Origin of the sequence: Acinetobacter sp. P1332, assembly GCF_044057475.1 — a bacterium.
GTDB classification, from domain to species: domain Bacteria; phylum Pseudomonadota; class Gammaproteobacteria; order Pseudomonadales; family Moraxellaceae; genus Acinetobacter; species Acinetobacter johnsonii.
Genome location: NZ_CP171157.1, coordinates 501,486 through 519,625 on the forward strand (window position 1 = coordinate 501,486; position 18,140 = coordinate 519,625).

17 protein-coding genes are annotated in these 18,140 nt (G+C 43.4%); 5 read left to right on the forward strand and 12 right to left on the reverse strand.

The window, feature by feature from the left end; translation table 11 throughout:
* Positions 1 to 8: 8 nt before the first annotated feature.
* On the reverse strand, positions 9 to 701 hold the full coding sequence (radC, locus tag ACFN7Z_RS02435) for a RadC family protein (RefSeq protein ID WP_333640559.1): 693 nt from the start codon (positions 699 to 701) through the stop codon (positions 9 to 11).
* A gap of 111 nt (positions 702 to 812) precedes the next feature.
* Between radC and coaBC the strand changes: the two genes are divergently transcribed.
* Together coaBC and ACFN7Z_RS02445 are read left to right on the forward strand one after the other, a co-directional pair.
* Positions 813 to 2,087 (forward strand): bifunctional phosphopantothenoylcysteine decarboxylase/phosphopantothenate--cysteine ligase CoaBC, encoded by a 1,275-nt coding sequence (gene coaBC, locus ACFN7Z_RS02440; protein ID WP_005401728.1) that lies wholly within the window; start codon positions 813 to 815, stop codon positions 2,085 to 2,087.
* Between the two features lie 77 nt (positions 2,088 to 2,164).
* The gene (locus ACFN7Z_RS02445; RefSeq protein WP_395442571.1) at positions 2,165 to 2,554 is read left to right on the forward strand and encodes a cytochrome b562; all 390 of its coding nucleotides are present in this window, start codon (positions 2,165 to 2,167) and stop codon (positions 2,552 to 2,554) included.
* Between the two features lie 60 nt (positions 2,555 to 2,614).
* Here the strand turns inward: ACFN7Z_RS02445 and secB are convergent, their stop codons facing one another.
* From secB to rsgA, 4 genes are all read right to left on the reverse strand, one after another.
* Positions 2,615 to 3,064 carry a protein-export chaperone SecB gene (gene secB, locus ACFN7Z_RS02450; RefSeq protein WP_004697631.1) on the reverse strand — a complete coding sequence of 150 codons (450 nt, stop codon included), beginning with the start codon at positions 3,062 to 3,064 and terminating at the stop codon, positions 2,615 to 2,617.
* Between the two features lie 27 nt (positions 3,065 to 3,091).
* Entirely contained in the window at positions 3,092 to 3,346 is a 255-nt protein-coding gene (grxC, locus tag ACFN7Z_RS02455; protein WP_004697632.1) for a glutaredoxin 3, read from the reverse strand.
* 19 nt (positions 3,347 to 3,365) lie between these two features.
* Complete coding sequence (locus ACFN7Z_RS02460; protein ID WP_004697633.1) at positions 3,366 to 3,773, reverse strand: rhodanese-like domain-containing protein; 408 nt, start codon at positions 3,771 to 3,773, stop codon at positions 3,366 to 3,368.
* Positions 3,774 to 3,870: 97 nt separating this feature from the next.
* Positions 3,871 to 4,929 carry a ribosome small subunit-dependent GTPase A gene (rsgA, locus tag ACFN7Z_RS02465; protein ID WP_126035272.1) on the reverse strand — a complete coding sequence of 353 codons (1,059 nt, stop codon included), beginning with the start codon at positions 4,927 to 4,929 and terminating at the stop codon, positions 3,871 to 3,873.
* 124 nt (positions 4,930 to 5,053) lie between these two features.
* Here rsgA and orn point away from each other — a divergent pair, with 124 nt between their 5' ends.
* From orn to ACFN7Z_RS02480, 3 genes are all read left to right on the forward strand, one after another.
* Positions 5,054 to 5,608 (forward strand): oligoribonuclease, encoded by a 555-nt coding sequence (gene orn / locus ACFN7Z_RS02470; protein WP_004697635.1) that lies wholly within the window; start codon positions 5,054 to 5,056, stop codon positions 5,606 to 5,608.
* A 158-nt stretch (positions 5,609 to 5,766) separates the two neighbouring features.
* Positions 5,767 to 6,501, forward strand: coding sequence for a Bax inhibitor-1/YccA family protein (locus ACFN7Z_RS02475; RefSeq protein WP_395442572.1), 735 nt, complete (start codon positions 5,767 to 5,769; stop codon positions 6,499 to 6,501).
* A 144-nt stretch (positions 6,502 to 6,645) separates the two neighbouring features.
* Complete coding sequence (locus ACFN7Z_RS02480) at positions 6,646 to 7,449, forward strand: enoyl-ACP reductase (RefSeq protein WP_395442573.1); 804 nt, start codon at positions 6,646 to 6,648, stop codon at positions 7,447 to 7,449.
* Between the two features lie 192 nt (positions 7,450 to 7,641).
* On the opposite strand, the gene ACFN7Z_RS02485 is transcribed toward ACFN7Z_RS02480, so the two are convergent.
* The 7 genes from ACFN7Z_RS02485 to leuS all read right to left on the reverse strand — a co-directional run bounded on the left by ACFN7Z_RS02485 (position 7,642) and on the right by leuS (position 18,048).
* Positions 7,642 to 8,658, reverse strand: coding sequence for a DUF4365 domain-containing protein (locus tag ACFN7Z_RS02485; RefSeq protein ID WP_176538297.1), 1,017 nt, complete (start codon positions 8,656 to 8,658; stop codon positions 7,642 to 7,644).
* Positions 8,659 to 8,876: 218 nt separating this feature from the next.
* Positions 8,877 to 10,283, reverse strand: a complete 1,407-nt coding sequence (locus tag ACFN7Z_RS02490) for an efflux transporter outer membrane subunit (protein ID WP_395442574.1) — start codon at positions 10,281 to 10,283, stop codon at positions 8,877 to 8,879.
* Positions 10,284 to 10,292: 9 nt separating this feature from the next.
* Positions 10,293 to 12,284, reverse strand: a complete 1,992-nt coding sequence (locus ACFN7Z_RS02495; protein ID WP_395442575.1) for a MacB family efflux pump subunit — start codon at positions 12,282 to 12,284, stop codon at positions 10,293 to 10,295.
* A 2-nt stretch (positions 12,285 to 12,286) separates the two neighbouring features.
* On the reverse strand, positions 12,287 to 13,621 hold the full coding sequence (locus tag ACFN7Z_RS02500) for a MacA family efflux pump subunit (protein WP_078388512.1): 1,335 nt from the start codon (positions 13,619 to 13,621) through the stop codon (positions 12,287 to 12,289).
* Between the two features lie 115 nt (positions 13,622 to 13,736).
* A complete protein-coding gene (gene holA, locus ACFN7Z_RS02505) occupies positions 13,737 to 14,726 on the reverse strand; it encodes a DNA polymerase III subunit delta (protein ID WP_005401715.1) in 990 nt (329 codons plus the stop codon).
* Positions 14,727 to 14,738: 12 nt separating this feature from the next.
* Complete coding sequence (gene lptE / locus ACFN7Z_RS02510) at positions 14,739 to 15,248, reverse strand: LPS assembly lipoprotein LptE (RefSeq protein ID WP_395442576.1); 510 nt, start codon at positions 15,246 to 15,248, stop codon at positions 14,739 to 14,741.
* A gap of 178 nt (positions 15,249 to 15,426) precedes the next feature.
* Entirely contained in the window at positions 15,427 to 18,048 is a 2,622-nt protein-coding gene (gene leuS / locus ACFN7Z_RS02515; protein ID WP_395442577.1) for a leucine--tRNA ligase, read from the reverse strand.
* Between the last annotated feature and the right edge of the window lie 92 nt (positions 18,049 to 18,140).

The window sequence follows — 18,140 nt, forward strand, 5'->3', positions numbered from 1 at the left end:
CTGCATATTTAAATGGATTGGATCAGACCGTGTTCAGCAAAAGAAAAAGCACCTTCGGGTGATAAAATGAAATGATCAATCAGTTGAATGTCCACGAGTTGACTGGCTTGAAGAATGCGCTCGGTCAGTTCGATGTCCGCCGTGGAGGGTTGAGCTTTTCCAAGTGGATGATTATGTGCAATCACGATAAAGGTAGCGTGTTGAGCAATACAGTAACGGAGCAATTGATTGATCGATATTTCACAAGAATTGACTGCGCCAAAAAACAACTTTTTAAAGTTTATTTTTCTTAAATGTGCATCGAGACAGAGTACGGCAAAAACCTCTTGGTTCTCGCTTGAAAATTCATATTGTAAAAACTTGAGTAACTGAGCTGAATGATTGAGCTCTAACTTTTCTTGCTTGAGCTGCTGACTACTGTAGCGTCGTCCCAATTCTTTGACGGCCATTAATTGTGAATACTTGGTCGGGCCAATGCCGTGAAATTGGCTGAGTTCGGGCAGTTCAGCATCAAAAACCGCATTCAGACTGCCAAAATGTTGCAACAAAAGACGTGCCAACTCGACCGCAGAATGTTGCGTTGAACCCGAACGGATGAAAATAGCAAGTAGTTCCGCATCAGAGAGGCTGGCTGGTCCTTGTTGTAATAAGCGTTCACGTGGCCGCTCTTGTTCGGGCCATTTTTTTATGGATAAGTGCATTATTTAATACTTTTTTATTCTTAATCTGAGAAATAGGGCCCAATCGATGATTGGGTACGAGACTATTTAATGCTATTGTGATCGCCACTGCAACAGAAAGGTAGCCTGTTCGTGAGCTTTGATCTCAGTGTAATTCCAAATAAAAATATCCTTTTAGCTGTTACGGGCGGTATTGCTGCCTATAAAAGTGCCATTTTGGTTCGCCGTTTAAAAGATGCGGGTTTTCAAGTCCGTGTGGTGATGACCGAAGGTGCACAGGCTTTTATTACGCCGCTAACTTTTCAAGCTTTGTCGGGCAACCCTGTCCATACCGCACTTCTCGACCCTGAAGCCGAAGCGGGCATGGGCCACATTGAGCTGGCACGTTGGGCAGACTTACTCTTGGTTGCGCCTGCCAGTTGCAACACCATTGCAAAGTTTGCTGCGGGTTTAGCCGATGACCTGCTTTCTACTTTATATTTAGCCACCAAAGCTCCTGTATGGGTCGCACCAGCCATGAACCAACAAATGTGGGCAGCAAAAGCGACGCAGCGTAATTTAGCGACTCTGGTGGAGGATGGCGTGCATGTGATCATGCCAGATGCGGGTGCGCAAGCTTGTGGTGATGTCGGGTTAGGCCGTATGCCTGAGCCTGAGGATTTGGCCCATCAAGTGACAGAATACTTCCATAAAGCGCAGCGTGCCATGGCTGAAAAATTTGGGATGTTGGCGGGTAAAAAAGTCACCATTACTGCTGGGCCAACGCGTGAAGCGATTGATCCTGTGCGTTATATTTCCAACCACAGTACTGGAAAAATGGGCTTTGCCATTGCAGCTGCCTGTTATGCGGCAGGAGCCAAAGTGACTTTAATTGCAGGTCCTGTCAGCTTAGACACACCGAACGGTGTACGCCGAATCAATGTTTCATCTGCCATGAAAATGCTGGATACCAGTATGCAAATGTTAGATGAAGGCTGTGATGTGTTTATCGCGACTGCCGCTGTTGCGGACTATCGTGTTGCAGAAGTCGCAGAGCATAAGATTAAGAAAGCAGGGGACGAGCTCAATGTTTCTTTAATCAAAAACCCTGATATTGTGGCGACCATTGCACAGCAAGATAAACGCCCGTTCATGGTGGGTTTTGCAGCAGAAACACGCAATGTCGAGGAATATGCCGCAGGTAAATTGGTTGCGAAAAAGCTCGATATGATTGCCTGTAATGATGTGTCACGCCCTGATATTGGTTTTGCGTCTGATGAAAATGCGATGACGGTCTTTTTTGCAGAAAGCTATAAAATGGAAAAGCGCGATTTGGAAAAAGCGTCGAAACAAGAAATTGCTTTACAGTTGGTTGAAGCGATTCACGATGCTTTACATCGAGACCCTGAAAGTGATGATGATTTTTAATTTACATCGGTCTTCATTTTTGCGATATTCAATGCAGCCTTAGGCTGCATTTTTTTTGCAAACTCATAGGAATAAGAATGAAAACATTATTAAAGGTTGTGCTGTTGAGCAGTGGTTTATGTTTGGCAGGACTTGCACAAGCGTCGGAAGTGCTAGAAAGTGCGATGAAATCTTTGGCGAAAAACTCAAAAGCTTTTGCTCAAGCCAAGACTGCCACAGAGGCGAATACCGCATTAGCTGAAATGCAAAAAGCCGCGGCAACTGCCAAACAAAACAAGCCTGACAGTTTGGTGAAACAACCAAAAGACAGTGTTAAAGTGAAACAATATGAACAAAAGTTTGATGCATTAACCCAAGAAATTGAACATGCTCAACATTTGGTACAGGCAGGGAAACTTGCGGAAGCTAAACAAAGTTCAGCCAAGTTTGAGGCCATTAAGCAGCAAGGCCATAAAGCATTTAAATAATTCAGTACAATAAAAAAGACCGCAAAAGCGGTCTTTTTTATGTTTGAAGGGCTTAAAGTTTTAAGCTTGACCTTCAACAGCGGCTGCTTGAGCACGCTGCATATTTGCTTCGAACTCAGCATCAAAGTTAATTGGTGTAAGTAACAATTGTGGGAAACTGCCTTTAGTTACCATATCATTCACCGCTTCACGAAGGAACGGGAACAAAATGTTCGGGCAATATGCACCTAAGATGTACGGAAGACGTTCTTCTTCAACACCATCTACAAGGAAAATACCCGCTTGAGTAACATCGACAATAAACGCCGTGTCGCCTGCATTGTTTGCTTGTACAACCACTTTAAGTGAAACTTCGTAGTGAGTTGGATCAACTTTTTCAGCAGAAGATGACAAGTTGATGTTCAACTCTGGTTGCCATTCTTTGGTAAAAACTTGCGCCCCAGGGACTTCAAAAGAAATATCTTTTGTGTAAATACGTTCTAAAGCAAGTTGTGGTTGAGCTTCACTCATTTTCTAATCCTTAATATGCTGAGCTAATTATGCCAATAGTTGGTCGAGTTTGCCTTCACGCTCTAAAGCATAAAGCTGATCAAAACCACCAATAAATTGGTCATCAATAAAAATTTGTGGAACCGTACGGTGATTGGTGCGTTGCATCAATTCAATGCGGACTTCTGGCGCTTCTTTAGATAAATTAATTTCTTTATATTCAACGCCTTTACGCTCAAGGAGCTGCTTTGCGCGAACGCAATATGGACATACAGTCGTTGAGTAAATAGTGACTTGAGCCATGAGTTTCTCCTTGTGCAAATTATTTAGCTTTAACCAGTGGTAAGCCTTGAGCCTTCCAGTTGCTAATCCCGCCATCTAAACGATAGCTGTCAGTATGTGCAACTTGTTGTAAAGCAGTACCTGCCACTTGGCCTAAATTACAGATGAAGACGAGTGGACGATCTGCAGCTTTTAACTCTTCAGCATGTTTTGTAATTTGGCTGTAGGGAATGTTGCGACTTCCACTGATATGACCTTCACGGAAATCTTTGGCATCACGTAAGTCAATCAACATGGCATTTTTAGCTTTCACTAAAATACCTAAAGATTGTGGTGAAATTTTGCGACCATTGCGTTGTCCTTCAAGTACGAAAAACAAAACAACCAATACCGCAAGTGTTCCAAATAAGAAGGGGTGATTCCCCATAAACTCGAACCAACGTTCCACAAGTCACCTAAATTACAATTCAAAAATTGCTAGAGAGTATAGCTCATAAAATATGGTGATCAAAATCACCGCTTCAAGGGCTAAGGTTGAATAAAAATTAATTTTTTTGCTGAGCTTCAGCAATTTCATCAATCAGACGTAAATAGCTGTCTAAACGGCGCGTTAAAATTTCACCATTTGCCGCAGCTAAGCGTAAAGCGCATTGTTTTTCATGTTTATGGGTGCAGTTACGGAACTGACAGTAGCCCAATAAGTTTTCAATTTCAGGAAAGCCACGTTGTACTTTGTCCGCATCTAAGTGCCATAAACCAAACTCACGAATTCCCGGTGAGTCAATCAGCGAGGCGCCTTCGCCAAAACCAATCAAACGGGTAGAGGTCGTGGTGTGCTGACCTAAGGCTGAGTTTTCAGAAATCACATTGGTTTTTTGTGCAGCGTCAGGCACGATGGCATTAATCAAGGTGCTTTTACCAACACCAGACTGGCCAACAAAAGCCACGGTTTCATTTTTTAAACGCTGAGTCAGTGCGGTTAAATCACCATCGGCTTGTGTTTGCATCACTTCATAGCCTAAGGCTTGATATTCCGCAATCAACGCTAAAATCGGGTCATTGTCTTTGAGCAAATCGGTTTTATTCAGCACCAAAAGTGCTGGAATATTGGCATCGGCACAGGCCACCAAATAACGGTCAATCAGACCTGGTGCAGGCTCAGGCAGTGGCGCAAACACAATCACAATCAGGCTGATATTGGCCGCGACAGGCTTCACTTTGTGATAACGGTCTGGACGAGTCAGTAGTGACTGACGTGGCTGTATGGCATTGATGATCCCGAGCCCCGTATTTGGGTCGGCTTGCCATTTGACACGATCACCTGTGACCAGAAGTTCGAGGTTGGTGCGTGTATGACAGCGCCAGATACTGCCGAGTTCAATCGGTTTCCAAAACGGTTCAGGTTCACCTGCTTGTACCGTCGGTTTGATGGGATGTGGATTTGGAGTCGTAAGGGCTTGTACTTCAAGCTGACGGCCATAGTGTTGTACCACCAAGCCTTCTAAATCATTTGAAGTGTCGATATCTTCTTGACGTGTTTGCTGTTGTTTCTGAATGCGGCGTTGTTGCTGTTCAGTTAAACGACGTTTACGAATTAAAGCCATTCATATCCTAAAAAACCATGAATTCAAGATGGCAAAAATAGCACGAAGCAGGGTATCAGTTACAGCATCGAAGCAATTAATTTGCTACTATCATCGTTTTTAAGCCGAATAAGATTGCACATTTATGAGCAGCACCGCTGATACGCGTTTGATTTGGATTGACCTTGAAATGACAGGTCTCGATACTGATAATGACCAAATTATTGAAGTTGCTACAATTGTGACGGATGATAACTTAAATATTTTAGCTGAAGGGCCTGTGCTTGCTGTACATCAGCCAGACCGTGTGCTGAATGCAATGGATGAGTGGAACACTCGCCAACATGGTCAATCCGGCTTAATTGAACGTGTACGTCGCAGTAAATTGACTGCGCAAGATGCTGAGCAGCAAACTTTAGAATTTCTAAAGAAATGGGTCAATCCAAAAAGCTCACCAATGTGTGGCAATTCAATCTGCCAAGACCGCCGTTTTTTACACCGTTTAATGCCTGAAATGGAACAATATTTCCATTATCGTAATTTAGATGTGTCTTCGGTAAAAGAGTTGGCTAAACGCTGGCGTCCAGAAATTATGAGTGGCTTGAAAAAGAATGCTTCACACTTAGCGATGGATGACATTCGTGATTCGATTGCGGAACTGAAGTATTATCGTGAATACTTTTTTATTATGAATAAATAAGTAGTAAAGAAAGAGGCGCTAGCCTCTTTTTTATTGAAATCGAATAGAATAGAGTTGAGGGTATTTGTGTAGAAAAAAGAAACACTTTTTTGCTATACAAGTTTAAAACAAGCTTTATGATAAAGTAAATTAATTAAATTATAACAAAGAGTTGAGTTATGCAAAGTAATAACCCTATTTTGAACCGCGTGGAAACACATGCGGACTATAGTCAACCGATGACTGTTCAAGGTGCCATTCAAAAGTCTGTATTACTTACAGTGATTGCAGCTGTGGTCGGTATGGCACTGTTTTTATACTGTTTCATGACCTTAAATATTTCGCTGGCTTATGCTGCAACCTTAGTCGGTGCGATTGGTGGTCTGATTTTAGGCCTAATTGCAACTTTTAAACCAAATACCGCACTTACCCTTGCCATTCCATATGCCTTGTTTGAAGGTGCTTTTTTAGGTGGGGTGTCGGTTATTTTCCAATTGAAATATCCGGGTGTACCTTTACAAGCGCTCTTGGCAACTTTTGTCACCACTTTAGTGATGTTTGGTTTGTATCGTTTTCAAATTATTCGTGCCACTGAAAAATTCAAATCGGTAGTGATGTCGGCATCGATTGCCATCGCGATTGTGTTTGTGGTGCAGATGGTCATGCGTTTGGCTTTTGGTTCAAGTATTCCTTTTTTATTTGAAAACAACTTATTAGGTCTAGGTTTTGCTGCTTTTGTTGCAGTGATTGCATCACTGAATTTAATTCTAGATTTTGATTTGATTGAAAGTGCTGCGGCACAACACGCTCCGAAAGCGATGGAGTGGCTTTGTGGTATTGCACTACTAGCGACTCTGGTGTGGATGTACTATTCATTCCTACGCCTACTCAGCATGCTGCGTGGTGACGACTAAGTTCCACAGTTTTAACAAATACGCCCCTTCATCGGGGCGTATTTGTTATTGAATGTTGATGAATTGAAAAAAGGCGCATTATGCAATTTCGGTTTCAACTTAAACTTGGCATTATGCAGATAAATTATTTTGAGTGAGAGTCACATGGCACAAGGACTATTGGCTGGAAAGCGTTTTTTAGTAGCAGGTATTGCAAGTAAATTATCAATTGCATTTGGTATTGCTCAAGCACTTCACCGTGAAGGCGCGGAACTTGCGTTTACTTATCCAAATGAAAAACTGAAAAAACGTGTAGATGAATTTGCAGCACAATTTGGCTCAACGATTGTTCTACCATGTGATGTGGCTGTCGATGCTGAAATTGAACAAACTTTTGTTGAATTGGCAAAACATTGGGATGGTTTAGACGGTGTGGTGCATTCGATTGGTTTTGCGCCTGCGCATACATTGGATGGTGACTTTACCGATGTAACGGATCGTGATGGTTTTAAAGTGGCGCATGACATCAGTGCATATAGCTTTATTGCTATGGCGCGTGCTGCGAAGCCATTACTTTTAGTTCGTCAAGGTTGCTTATTGACCTTGACTTACCAAGGTTCTGAGCGTGTGATGCCAAACTACAACGTGATGGGTATGGCGAAGGCCTCGCTAGAAGCGGGCGTACGTTACTTGGCTTCTAGCTTGGGTGCAGAAGGGATTCGTGTGAATGCGATTTCAGCAGGCCCAATTCGTACTTTGGCGGCATCAGGTATTAAATCGTTCCGCAAAATGTTAGATGTAAACGAAAAAATTTCACCACTTAAACGTAATGTGACCATTGAAGATGTCGGTAATGCCGCATTATTCCTTTGCTCGCCGTGGGCTTCAGGTATTACGGGTGAAATCCTTTATGTTGATGGTGGCTTTAATACGGTTGGTATGAGCCAGTCAATGATGGATGATGAATAACTATAGCTGAATACTTAATTTATTATCACACCTAAAACCATAGGAAATTAGGTCTTACAGATGTTTCCATGTGCTAGTGTTTTTAGAATTTAGCTATAGATTAATCTAAATTATTTAATAAAGCCGCTTCGATAGCGGCTTTATTTTTAAGGAGATAAGGTAATTCAAAAAATTATAATATTGGAGTTAAGGTCACACCGGTTTGGCATCGGCCTTGAGCGAGTTGTTAGGTTCTTCAGCTTTTGACGAAGCCTCCTCATTTGGTGGAAGCGAGGTGATTTGTGCTAGATAAGTTGGCATGAACCATTCCCTAACCAATTCTTCATACATGTTTGCCAAATTTGCTAATCGATGCCAGATGAACCCTGAACAATATTGTAGAAATTGAGAGTTATCTTCTGGCTTAACTCCGTTTTTGATTTTTTCTTTTAGAGTGTTTAGCTCGGAAAAGCTCCAAGTCATTGGCTTCCAGAAATCGTGACTAGACCATATATCTTGCCGTAGGGCAACGCTAATAAATGTTTTTATCATATTCACTGCTTGCTCATGCGGCACCGCATGGGGTGCAGCAGATAGTCCTTGGATGCGCCAGATTTCTCTGAGCTGATAGTTGAATGTACCAAAAGCACCATACATTTTTGAGCGCTTTCCATAAGCTCTGAGTGGAACTAGATTATCTTCGGTATTTACAATTTCATTTGATAGGGGAATGTAGATAACTTTGGATGCTTTATTTAGGTAATCTGGGTCCTCGGGGATCAGGACCTTATCTATATAGTCATTTAGGCAAATAAAATATGCTTTCCTTAGATCTGTATCTACGAGAATAAGGAGGACAGGGATTGCAACACCCATTGCCTGAACTGTAAGGATTTCAGACATTTCAAGCTTAAATTTTGCTACAGGGATATCAACATAATCTGTTTTGTCTTCTACAAGATCGCCTTTCGCAATGTTCCCTCTTCCGTAGGCTCTTCTTGTTGTATATTCGATACGGTTTGAGCCTTTTAGCTGAACAAAGAAGTTCTCGCCAAGGGTCTCTGCAATATCCCTATTTTCATCAACGTAATCGAAAAGCTCAACAACACAGTCAATTCCATAGTCTGAACCGTAACTATGGACAACCCATTCTTCTGGTATTTTTTCCCGAAGGACTTGTATTGATATATCTTCCTTAACTTGGTTTAAGTGACGTTGTTTTCTTCTCACAGTATTTCCTTAAACCTAACTAGATTTATATGGCAGGCTTGCCATATACCAATTTAATTTCTATTTGATTTAACTATATTTTTATCAGCATATAAAACAGAAATATTTACGTCAATGCATAAAATTTGATGAGTAAAATCAAAAGTTCTTAGCTCATTAAAAATGAGCCAAAAACTTTAAAAAACGGCACATGATGTGCCGTTTTTTTATGCTGCTTTTTATTTAGGAAGCTGTTGAATCGGGCTACCACCGAGTGCTTGCATCAACGTCACATAGGCGTTGTATTGACTTTGTTTGGTATTGACCAAGGTTAAGCGCGCAGTGCGCGTGGTTTCTTGTTGATCCAATAAGGTTTTTAAAGCTACGGCACCATAGCGATAACGCACTTGAGTCAGGCGTTCTACCTTTTCAGCAAGCTCCAAATTGCGTTGTTGCAATTGTACCTGTTGACTGAGTTCAGTACGTGCTGACAATCCATTTTCTACATCGGCAAAAGCTTGATACAAGGTCTGACGATATTGCACGATAGCTTTTTCATAGTCCAATTGACTAATCGCAAGGTCGCGTTTCATGTCGTTATATTGCAAGAACGGCAGACTTAAACTCGCGCCTAAGGTTAGGGCTGGGTTCTTGAGCAGTTGCGTTAGCGAGGTACTGCTTGAACCAAGATTCCCAGTCAAGCTGATCGAAGGATAGTAGCTCGCCGTGGTGGCATCTTTGGTCGCTAAACTCTCACGTAAACGCAGCTCAGCCGCTTTTAAGTCTGGACGGCGCGACAAAATGTCGGCAGGTAAGCCCGCAGTAATACTAGGCAAAGCTAAGCGTGGTAAACGCTGAGGTTCATCAATACTCAACTGCTGCACAGGCATATGTAGTAACACGGCAATTGCGGTACGGGTCTCGACCAAACTTTGCTGAATTTGACTCAGACTGGCTTTTTGACTTTGTACTGACTGTTCAGCTTGAGTTAAGTCCAGTCCTGATACAGCCCCAGCTTGATACTGAACTTTAACCAAGTCATACAGTTTTTGTGAGGTCGCAAGGCTTTGCTCGGCAGTTGTACGGCTTTCATTATAATAGGCCAACTGCCAATATAACTTCGCCGTGGTGCCAATTAAGCTTTGTGCGGTCGCTTGCAAATCTTGCTCAGTCGCTAGTGCTTCCCATCTCTTTGCTTCCGTTTGACGAGCCAATTTACCAAATAAATCGACTTCATAACTGAGCCCAGCTTTGGCAGATAGCCCGCTTGATGTATCACTTCCATCATTAAGATCAAAAACATGACTTGTAGATACTGTAGAACTCACCCGCGGCTTTTGTTGATTCTCGGCCAGTTCTGCTTGTAAGCGCGCTTGTTTTAAGGTCATCCCTGCAACGGCTAAATCGGCATTTTTTGCTAGCACAGCATCGACCAGTTGATTGAGTTGTGCATCGCCAAATAACGTCCACCATTGATCGGCATACAAGGCTTGTTGACGTTGTTGCGATGTTGCTTTGTCGTATTGAAACTGAGATGGCGTCTGTACCGCTGGCGCTTGATAAGGTGTTTTAACCACAGCTGCACAGCCAACCAACGTGCTGCCAAGCAGCATCGCGGTACAAAGGCGCGTTAATAAAAAAGACATATTTTTTCCTTATTCTCTGGCAAGTGCTGCAACAGGGTCGAGTTTGGCTGCATTTTTGGCAGGCAAGAAACCAAACACCACACCAATTAAAGTCGAGCATACAAATGCGGCGATAATCGAGGTGGTTGAGTAGGCAACCCCGAAATTACCCCCAGCAAATTTTTGAATGATTTGTCCTAGACCCAGCGAGAGCAACACGCCTAACACGCCACCAATCAGGCAGACTAAAATGGCTTCAATCAGGAACTGCTGCAAAATATCACTTTGACGTGCACCCACCGCCATCCGAACCCCAATTTCTTGCGTCCGTTCGGTCACTGAAACCAACATAATATTCATTACACCGATACCACCTACCACCAAAGAAATCACGGCAATTGCGGAAACCAGCAGAGTCATGGTACTGGTGGTCTTTTCAATGGTTTGGCGAATACTGTCACTGTTCATGGTGAACACATCTTGTTGACCATGACGCAAGGTGAGTAAGTTCACAATTGCGTTTTCAGCCGCGCTGGTGGAGTACTTATCGTTGATTTGCACCACGATATTACGCACATTACTTTGACCGAGCATACGACTCATGACCGTAGTGTAGGGCATATATACATTCAAAGTATCATCGGAACCCATAGCACTGGTTTGTGGTTCGACGACACCAATAATTCGTGCAGGGACACTGCCCAAAAGTACGACTTGCCCAATTGGATTGCTACCATCACTAAAAAACTGTTTTTGTGTATTGGTGTCAATGACCACGTCTTGGGTGCGGTCGCGGACACTTCGCTGGTCAAAGGTTTGTCCATTTTTGAAGGTCAGGCCTTTCACTGTGAAATAATCGCCACCGACACCATTAATGGTGGCATTGGCTTCACTTTGTTGATAGCGAATGGTTTTAGATGAACTCACCATGGGACTGACCGCACTCACATACGGTTGGGTGGCGAGCGCTTCAGCATCGGCAGGAACAAGGGTTTTAAAGTTGGCGGTTTTGGAGTTATCACCAAAACCGCGCCCTTGGAACACCGTAATGGTGTTGGTGCCTAAACTACTGATGTTACTTAAAATCTGCTGTTGTGATCCATTTCCTAAAGCCACCACTGTCACGACGGAGGCAATCCCGATAATAATGCCGAGCATGGTCAAAAAGGTTCGCATACGGTGTGCATTCATCGACAAAATTGCCATACGAAAGGCTTCACCTAAACGGTCGAGTAGGGAACGCCATGCGGAAACACTTTTATTTTTTTCTTGTTGGGCAGAAATCGCCGTTTCTGCATCAGGGTCGCTGTGTAGTTCAGTGTCGTGCTCAGGTTGATTGGCACGGTCTGCAATGATTTGCCCATCGCTGATCTCGATAATCCGCGAGGCATTTTTCGCCACTTGCATATCGTGGGTGACCAAAATAATGGTATGGCCTGCGGCATTTAACTCACGCAAAATCCGCATCACTTCCACGCCACTATGTGAGTCTAGGGCACCTGTCGGTTCGTCAGCAAGAATGACATCACCGCCATTCATCAACGCACGTGCAATGGAGACACGTTGTTGCTGCCCCCCAGAAAGTTGACTTGGTCGGTTTTGAGTTTTATTGCCCAGTCCTAATTCTGTCAGTAAAGCAGTGGCACGTTGTTTACGCGCATACGGTGTTGCCCCTGCATAAACGGCAGGTACTTCAACATTACCTTCTGCGGTTAAGTCGCCTAAAAGGTGGTAACGCTGGAAAATAAAACCAAAATACTCACGACGTAATTCGGCCAATTGATCCGGTTCGAGTTTACCGGTTTCGCGACCATTGACCTGATAACTTCCTGAGGTTGGGCGGTCGAGACAGCCCAAAATATTCATCAGGGTCGATTTACCTGAACCAGACTGGCCGACAATGGCAACCAATTCACCTTCGTAAATGGTCAGATCAATGCCTTTGAGAATTTGGACAGTACTTTCGCCAGCTGGAAACTCTCGCACCAAATTACTGACTTCAAGCAAGGCTTTTTTGGTCATGCTTACATTCCCATTGGTGGACTGTTACGACGGCGGTTGCTGCTATTGGCAGAAGCCGCAGAGTTCTCCGAACTGTCTGCAATCACCACTTGATCGCCTTCTTTTAAGCCTGCAAGCACCTGTGCATTGACACGGTTATTGATACCCACCAAAATTTGTTTGGGTTGAGCTGAGCCGTCCGCTTGTAAGACACGAACTACGCTCAGCGTAGCTTTGCCTTCTTTGACCAATTGTTGTTGTGCTGCATTTAAATTCAGACGTTCAAGTCGCGGACCTTGAGGTCGGTCTGAGTCCGATTTGCTTTGTGTCGATGACGCTGCTTGCGTATTTGAACCGCTGTTACGCTTTGCATTTGCAGGACGAGTGGAAATTGCAGAAGAAGGGACTAATAACGCATTTTTTGCAGAATCGAGCACGATATAGACTTGTGCAGTCATATCAATACGTAGCTTGCCATCATGGTTGGGTACATCAAATAGAGCATTGTAGTAAATTGCGGTGCTGGTTGATGTGCTGGTGGTACTTTCATCGGTAATCGAGTCTGGCGCGGGCTCAACTTGACGTAAGCTAGCATAACGCTTGCTGTCATCACCTAAAGTGGTGAAATACACCTGTTGGCCTTTTTCAACTTTCATGATGTCCGCTTCACTGACCTGCGCCTTAATGGTCATGTTTTGCAATTTTGCAATTTTAACAATAGTCGGCGCACTTTGATTGGCGTTTACAGTTTGACCTTCCTCAGTCACGATCGCCACCACAGTACCATCAGTAGGTGCCACAATGCGGGTATAACCGATATTGGTTTGTGCGGTCGACTTGGTTACTTTTGCAGATTCAATCTGTGCATCAATGGCTTTAATCTGTGCTTGTGCTGTTTTATAGCTGGCCTCAGCCGATTCTAATTCTGCTTTTGATGTGGCATCTTGCGCATACATTTGCTGTTGACGCTTATAGGCCAGTTGCGCCTCATTAAGACTGGCTTCTTGTTGTAGACGCTGCGCTTGCAAATTTTTAATATTGGCTTCTGCTGTTTTGAAGCTGTTTTCTTGAGTGGTTGAATCAATTTGCGCAATCAATTGACCTTGTTTAACTTCATCACCCAGTTGCACATACATTTTCTGTACTTGACCTGAGACCTGTGCGCCAACACTCACCAGTTTAGTTGCATCTAAAGTACCTGTCGCCAATACCGTATTTTCAAGATCACCACGAGTGACAGATTCGCTAATATACTGTGGTTGTTCTTGTTTTGGTTTGAAATATGTCCACGCGACATAAGCAAGTACGGCAACACATAGTACCGCGATAACCATTTTGACAGCTTTTATTTTTTGCATTGGAATCAGGGAGTAAACAGAATTGCAGATAGTATAAAAGCGAAATACGGATAAATCGTGAATTTTTTGAACAAATAGAAATGATTATTATTTTTAAAAGACTCATTATTACAATTTAAGCGGGAAAGAGTGATTTTCCACAGAGCGTCGCAATGGCTTGCATCACGACATGTTCAGCATTTTCATGCCCCAAACCTTTAATCGAAGCATCAATGCGAAGCAGGAGACTGGGCCACGTTAAAAAGCACTGCGGGTTCAGTCGACGTAAGGCGTGTTGATAAACACTAACTTTATTTTTCCAAATCCCCAGTTGTAGTGCATTTTGCGGTTGCTCAAATAGTTGCATGAGTAAACGCATTTCTTTGCTGATACTCCACAAAATCAGACTGAGGGGTTCACCTGAGGCAATCAGGTATTGGTAAATTTTAATCGATTGCGCCAAATTGCCTTCGAGCAGAGCATCACTTAAATCGAAAGTACTATAGCGGGACTGATCTTGTAAGCAGGCATGTAAATGATCAATCTGAATCAGCTCAACCTCGGCAAAGGTGTCGCTGACACGCATTAAGCTATTTTTAGCTGCGAGTAAGTTGTGTTCATGGTGTTGTTCTAACCACTGCCATGCATCCTGACTCAGTTTAACCCCAAGCTTATCTGCTTCAATGCTTAAAATCTGCTGACGGTCACGCGGATAATTCGCGGTCAGGGCAACATGCACTCCATTGGCTTCAACCGTTTGGAAAAAGCCCGTTTTTAGGCTGGCGCTGTCCTGTTTTGGCATCACCACCAAAAGCAAGTTTTGTTCATTGCTTTGGATATAGCTTTTTAGCAACTTTAAAGCGTTAGCATCGGGCTTAATATTGCCATGAACTTCAATGGCAAGCTGACTTGAAAATAAGGACAAGCTGTTGAGTGCATTAAAGACATTTTTCCAGTCATTGACATTGCTGATGTCATGCCGTTGTCGTTCAATTTCTTGCTTTTGCCAACTTGCTCGAAATGCATCCAGTAAATTTTGCTCAAGCAATGGTTCTTGACCTTGCATAATCCACGCGCCGCGAGCTTCATCGACACGTTTTAAGGCTTGCAAATAGTCAAGTTTCATTGTTAATAAACCTTACTGCTGTGCTGGTGGTAGGCGGTTCGAAGAAATCTGACGCACAATTTGTTGAGCGACATCATCCACGATGACTTGATTCAAATAGTTTTTCTCTTGGTCATCGGTATTGACGGTTTCAACGTTGTATTGATAACTACGCGTTGCAACTACGGTGCGTGGTTCAGTGATTGGACGGCCTTGGGCATCTTCGATACGGAAGGTGACATTGATGCGTAGTAATACTTCAATCAGTTTACCGTTCAGCTCTAAACGCTGTGGTTTATAGTCTAGCACGCGAAGCACATAGGCATCTGAACCACTGCTCAACTGTACACCCGACGCACCCAAATAAATGGCCAATTTTTCATGCAGTTCATCGGTGTTCTTCGGAAGCACCAAATTCATTTTTGAATAAGCAATCGGTGTTGCGCTTGGATTGGTGCCTTTTAAATGAAAGCCACACCCGACCAAGCCAGCACTTAGGCCACAAGTTAAAACAATAGCTGCCAAACGTTTGCCTAAATGCATGTGTTGTCCTCTGTTTGCTCTTTTTGATAAAAGAAAAATAATATGTCGTGATTGTATGTGCAAAGCCCGTTGACTGGCAACGGGCTTTGTTTGGGTTTTGTTTAGAAATCCCTCCCGACCTCCCTTTGAAAAGGGAGGAGTTCCCCTCTTTAATAAAGAGGGGTTAGGGGAGATTGAATTAAACCACCAAATTCACTAATGTATTTGGCACAACAATTTCTTTCTTGGTTGGACCTGTCAAGAATTGTTGAACTTCTGGCAATGCTTTAGCCAGTGCAAGCAATTCATCTTTCGATGTATCGACAGACACTTCTAATTTGCCACGCAGTTTACCATTCACTTGAACAACAATCGTTTGCGTATTACGTGTGAGTGCAGATTCGTCTACAGTCGGGAACAATACGCTGGTTAAGTCCAGTCCAAATTCAGCCAATAAAGTCTGGCTTAAATGTGGTGCAAATGGCGCAAGTAAAGTTAAAAGCGTTGTAATCGATTCACGAGCAACCGCAACATCATTATCATTTTTCGCTTCAAACTTATTGTTCGCATTTAACAGTTCCATCATTGCTGCAATAGCCGTGTTAAAGGCATGGCGGCGTTCGATGTCATCACCCACTTTTTGAATGGTTTCATGCGTTTTACGACGTAAGTCTTGTGCTGCTGTAGACAGTTGAGCAGTATCAATTGCAGAGGCTGCATTGCCTTTTTCAAGGAAGCTTGCAACCAAACGCCATACACGTTTCAAGAAACGGTTTGCGCCTTCCACACCAGCATCAGACCATTCAAGAGATTGATCTGGTGGAGCTGCAAACATCATGAACACACGTGCCGTATCTGCACCGTACTGATCAATAATGGCTTGTGGGTCGATACCGTTATTTTTCGATTTCGACATTTTCTCTTGGCCGCCAACAATCACGTCCTGACCATCACCTTGGTATTTCGCAGACAGAATACGCCCTTTTTCATCACGTTCGAGGTCGATATCCGCAGGGTTAAACCAAGTTTTCTTGCCTGATTCAGCTTCACGGTAATAAGTGTCTGCCAAAACCATACCTTGAGTTAACAGGTTGGTAAATGGTTCATTGCCTTGTACTACACCTTCATCACGCATCAATTTGTGGAAGAAGCGTGCATAAAGTAAGTGCAGAATCGCGTGTTCAACACCACCGATGTATTGGTTTACAGGAAGCCATGTTTGAGCAGCTTCAGGCTTAACTAAACCATCAGTAAAATCAGGAGATGCATAACGTGCATAGTACCAAGATGACTCTACAAAGGTATCTAAAGTATCGGTTTCACGACGTGCGTCGCCACCACAGCTTGGGCAAGTGGTTTGATAAAACTCAGGCATCTTGTTCAATGGGTTACCCGAGCCATCAGGTACGACATCAGTTGGTAAGACCACTGGAAGTTGCTCTTCAGGTACAGGAACCTGACCACATTTTTCACAGTTGATCATTGGAATTGGGCAACCCCAATAACGTTGACGCGATACACCCCAGTCACGTAAACGGAACTGAACTTTGGTGCTTGCAAGAGTTGTTGGTTCTAATTTTGCAAGGAACGCATCATAAGCAGCTTGAAAGTCTAAACCGTCAAATTCAGCAGAATTGACCAATTTACCCTCTTTAGAGCCGTACCATTCTTGCCATTGTGCAGCATCAAAGTCTGCATCGTCTGCACCTTGAGCATCAATCACTTGTTTGATGGTTAAGCCGTATTTATTGGCAAATTCAAAATCACGTTCGTCGTGTGCAGGTACAGCCATCACTGCACCAGAGCCATAAGACATCAACACGTAGTTGGCAATCCAAACAGGAATGTCTTCGCCAGTGACAGGATGCTTCACAGACAGACCTGTTGCCATGCCTTTCTTTTCAGCAGTGGCAAGGTCAGCTTCAGCCACAGAACCCATACGGCATTCTTCAATAAATGCTTTAAGTTCAGCATTATTTTCCGCGGCTTTCAGCGCCATTGGATGTTCTGCTGCAACTGCAACATAAGTCACACCCATTAAGGTGTCAGCACGTGTGGTGAATACAGTAAGGCCATCTGCGTAAATTTCAGGATTCGCTGAAGGGAAGGTGATATCCATCCCTTGTGAGCGACCAATCCAGTTACGTTGCATGGTCAAGACTTGTTGTGGCCAACCATCTTTTAAGGTATCTAAATCGTCTAATAATTCTTGCGCATAGTCAGTAATGCGGAAGTAATACATTGGAATATCACGTTTTTCAACCAATGCACCTGAGCGCCAGCCACGACCATTTTCAACTTGTTCATTGGCCAGTACCGTCTGATCCACAGGATCCCAGTTTACTGTTGAAAGTTTACGGTAAATAAGGCCTTTTTTATAAAGTTGTACAAATAACCACTGTTCCCAGCGGTAGTATTCAGGGGTACACGTTGCAAATTCACGATCCCAATCGACTGAAAGACCTAATTTTTTTAATTGGTCACGCATATATGCGATGTTTTCAAAGGTCCATTTTGCAGGTGCAACTTGGTGTGCAATTGCAGCATTTTCAGCAGGTAAACCAAAAGCATCCCAACCCATCGGTTGCAGGACAGTTTCCCCTTTAAGGCGGTGGAAACGGCTGATGACATCACCAATGGTGTAGTTACGCACATGACCCATATGCAGTTTGCCACTTGGATAAGGGAACATCGAGAGGATATAACGACGTGGACCTTCTACAGAGTCAGCAACTTTAAAGGCTTTACGAGCTTCCCAGTCTTGTTGGACGGTAGGTTCAATCGCGCTCGCTTGATATTCAGGGTCAATGTGAGTAGTCATATACGTATGTAGAACAATGGTTAAAAAGTTTGTTGCACAGCATAGCGCAAAATGCACCTAAAAGTGAATTTTGCGCCTGAGATAAATTATAA

Coding starts and splice junctions, on each gene's coding strand:
- rsgA (WP_126035272.1), bottom strand. CDS start 4,929: ATGGCTTTAATTCGTAAACGTCGTTTAACTGAACAGCAACAACGCCGC.
- grxC (WP_004697632.1), bottom strand. CDS start 3,346: ATGGCTCAAGTCACTATTTACTCAACGACTGTATGTCCATATTGCGTT.
- ACFN7Z_RS02480 (WP_395442573.1), top strand. CDS start 6,646: ATGGCACAAGGACTATTGGCTGGAAAGCGTTTTTTAGTAGCAGGTATT.
- ACFN7Z_RS02500 (WP_078388512.1), bottom strand. CDS start 13,621: ATGCAAAAAATAAAAGCTGTCAAAATGGTTATCGCGGTACTATGTGTT.
- ACFN7Z_RS02475 (WP_395442572.1), top strand. CDS start 5,767: ATGCAAAGTAATAACCCTATTTTGAACCGCGTGGAAACACATGCGGAC.
- ACFN7Z_RS02490 (WP_395442574.1), bottom strand. CDS start 10,283: ATGTCTTTTTTATTAACGCGCCTTTGTACCGCGATGCTGCTTGGCAGC.
- ACFN7Z_RS02445 (WP_395442571.1), top strand. CDS start 2,165: ATGAAAACATTATTAAAGGTTGTGCTGTTGAGCAGTGGTTTATGTTTG.
- orn (WP_004697635.1), top strand. CDS start 5,054: ATGAGCAGCACCGCTGATACGCGTTTGATTTGGATTGACCTTGAAATG.
- holA (WP_005401715.1), bottom strand. CDS start 14,726: ATGAAACTTGACTATTTGCAAGCCTTAAAACGTGTCGATGAAGCTCGC.
- radC (WP_333640559.1), bottom strand. CDS start 701: ATGCACTTATCCATAAAAAAATGGCCCGAACAAGAGCGGCCACGTGAA.
- secB (WP_004697631.1), bottom strand. CDS start 3,064: ATGAGTGAAGCTCAACCACAACTTGCTTTAGAACGTATTTACACAAAA.
- leuS (WP_395442577.1), bottom strand. CDS start 18,048: ATGACTACTCACATTGACCCTGAATATCAAGCGAGCGCGATTGAACCT.
- lptE (WP_395442576.1), bottom strand. CDS start 15,248: ATGCATTTAGGCAAACGTTTGGCAGCTATTGTTTTAACTTGTGGCCTA.
- ACFN7Z_RS02495 (WP_395442575.1), bottom strand. CDS start 12,284: ATGACCAAAAAAGCCTTGCTTGAAGTCAGTAATTTGGTGCGAGAGTTT.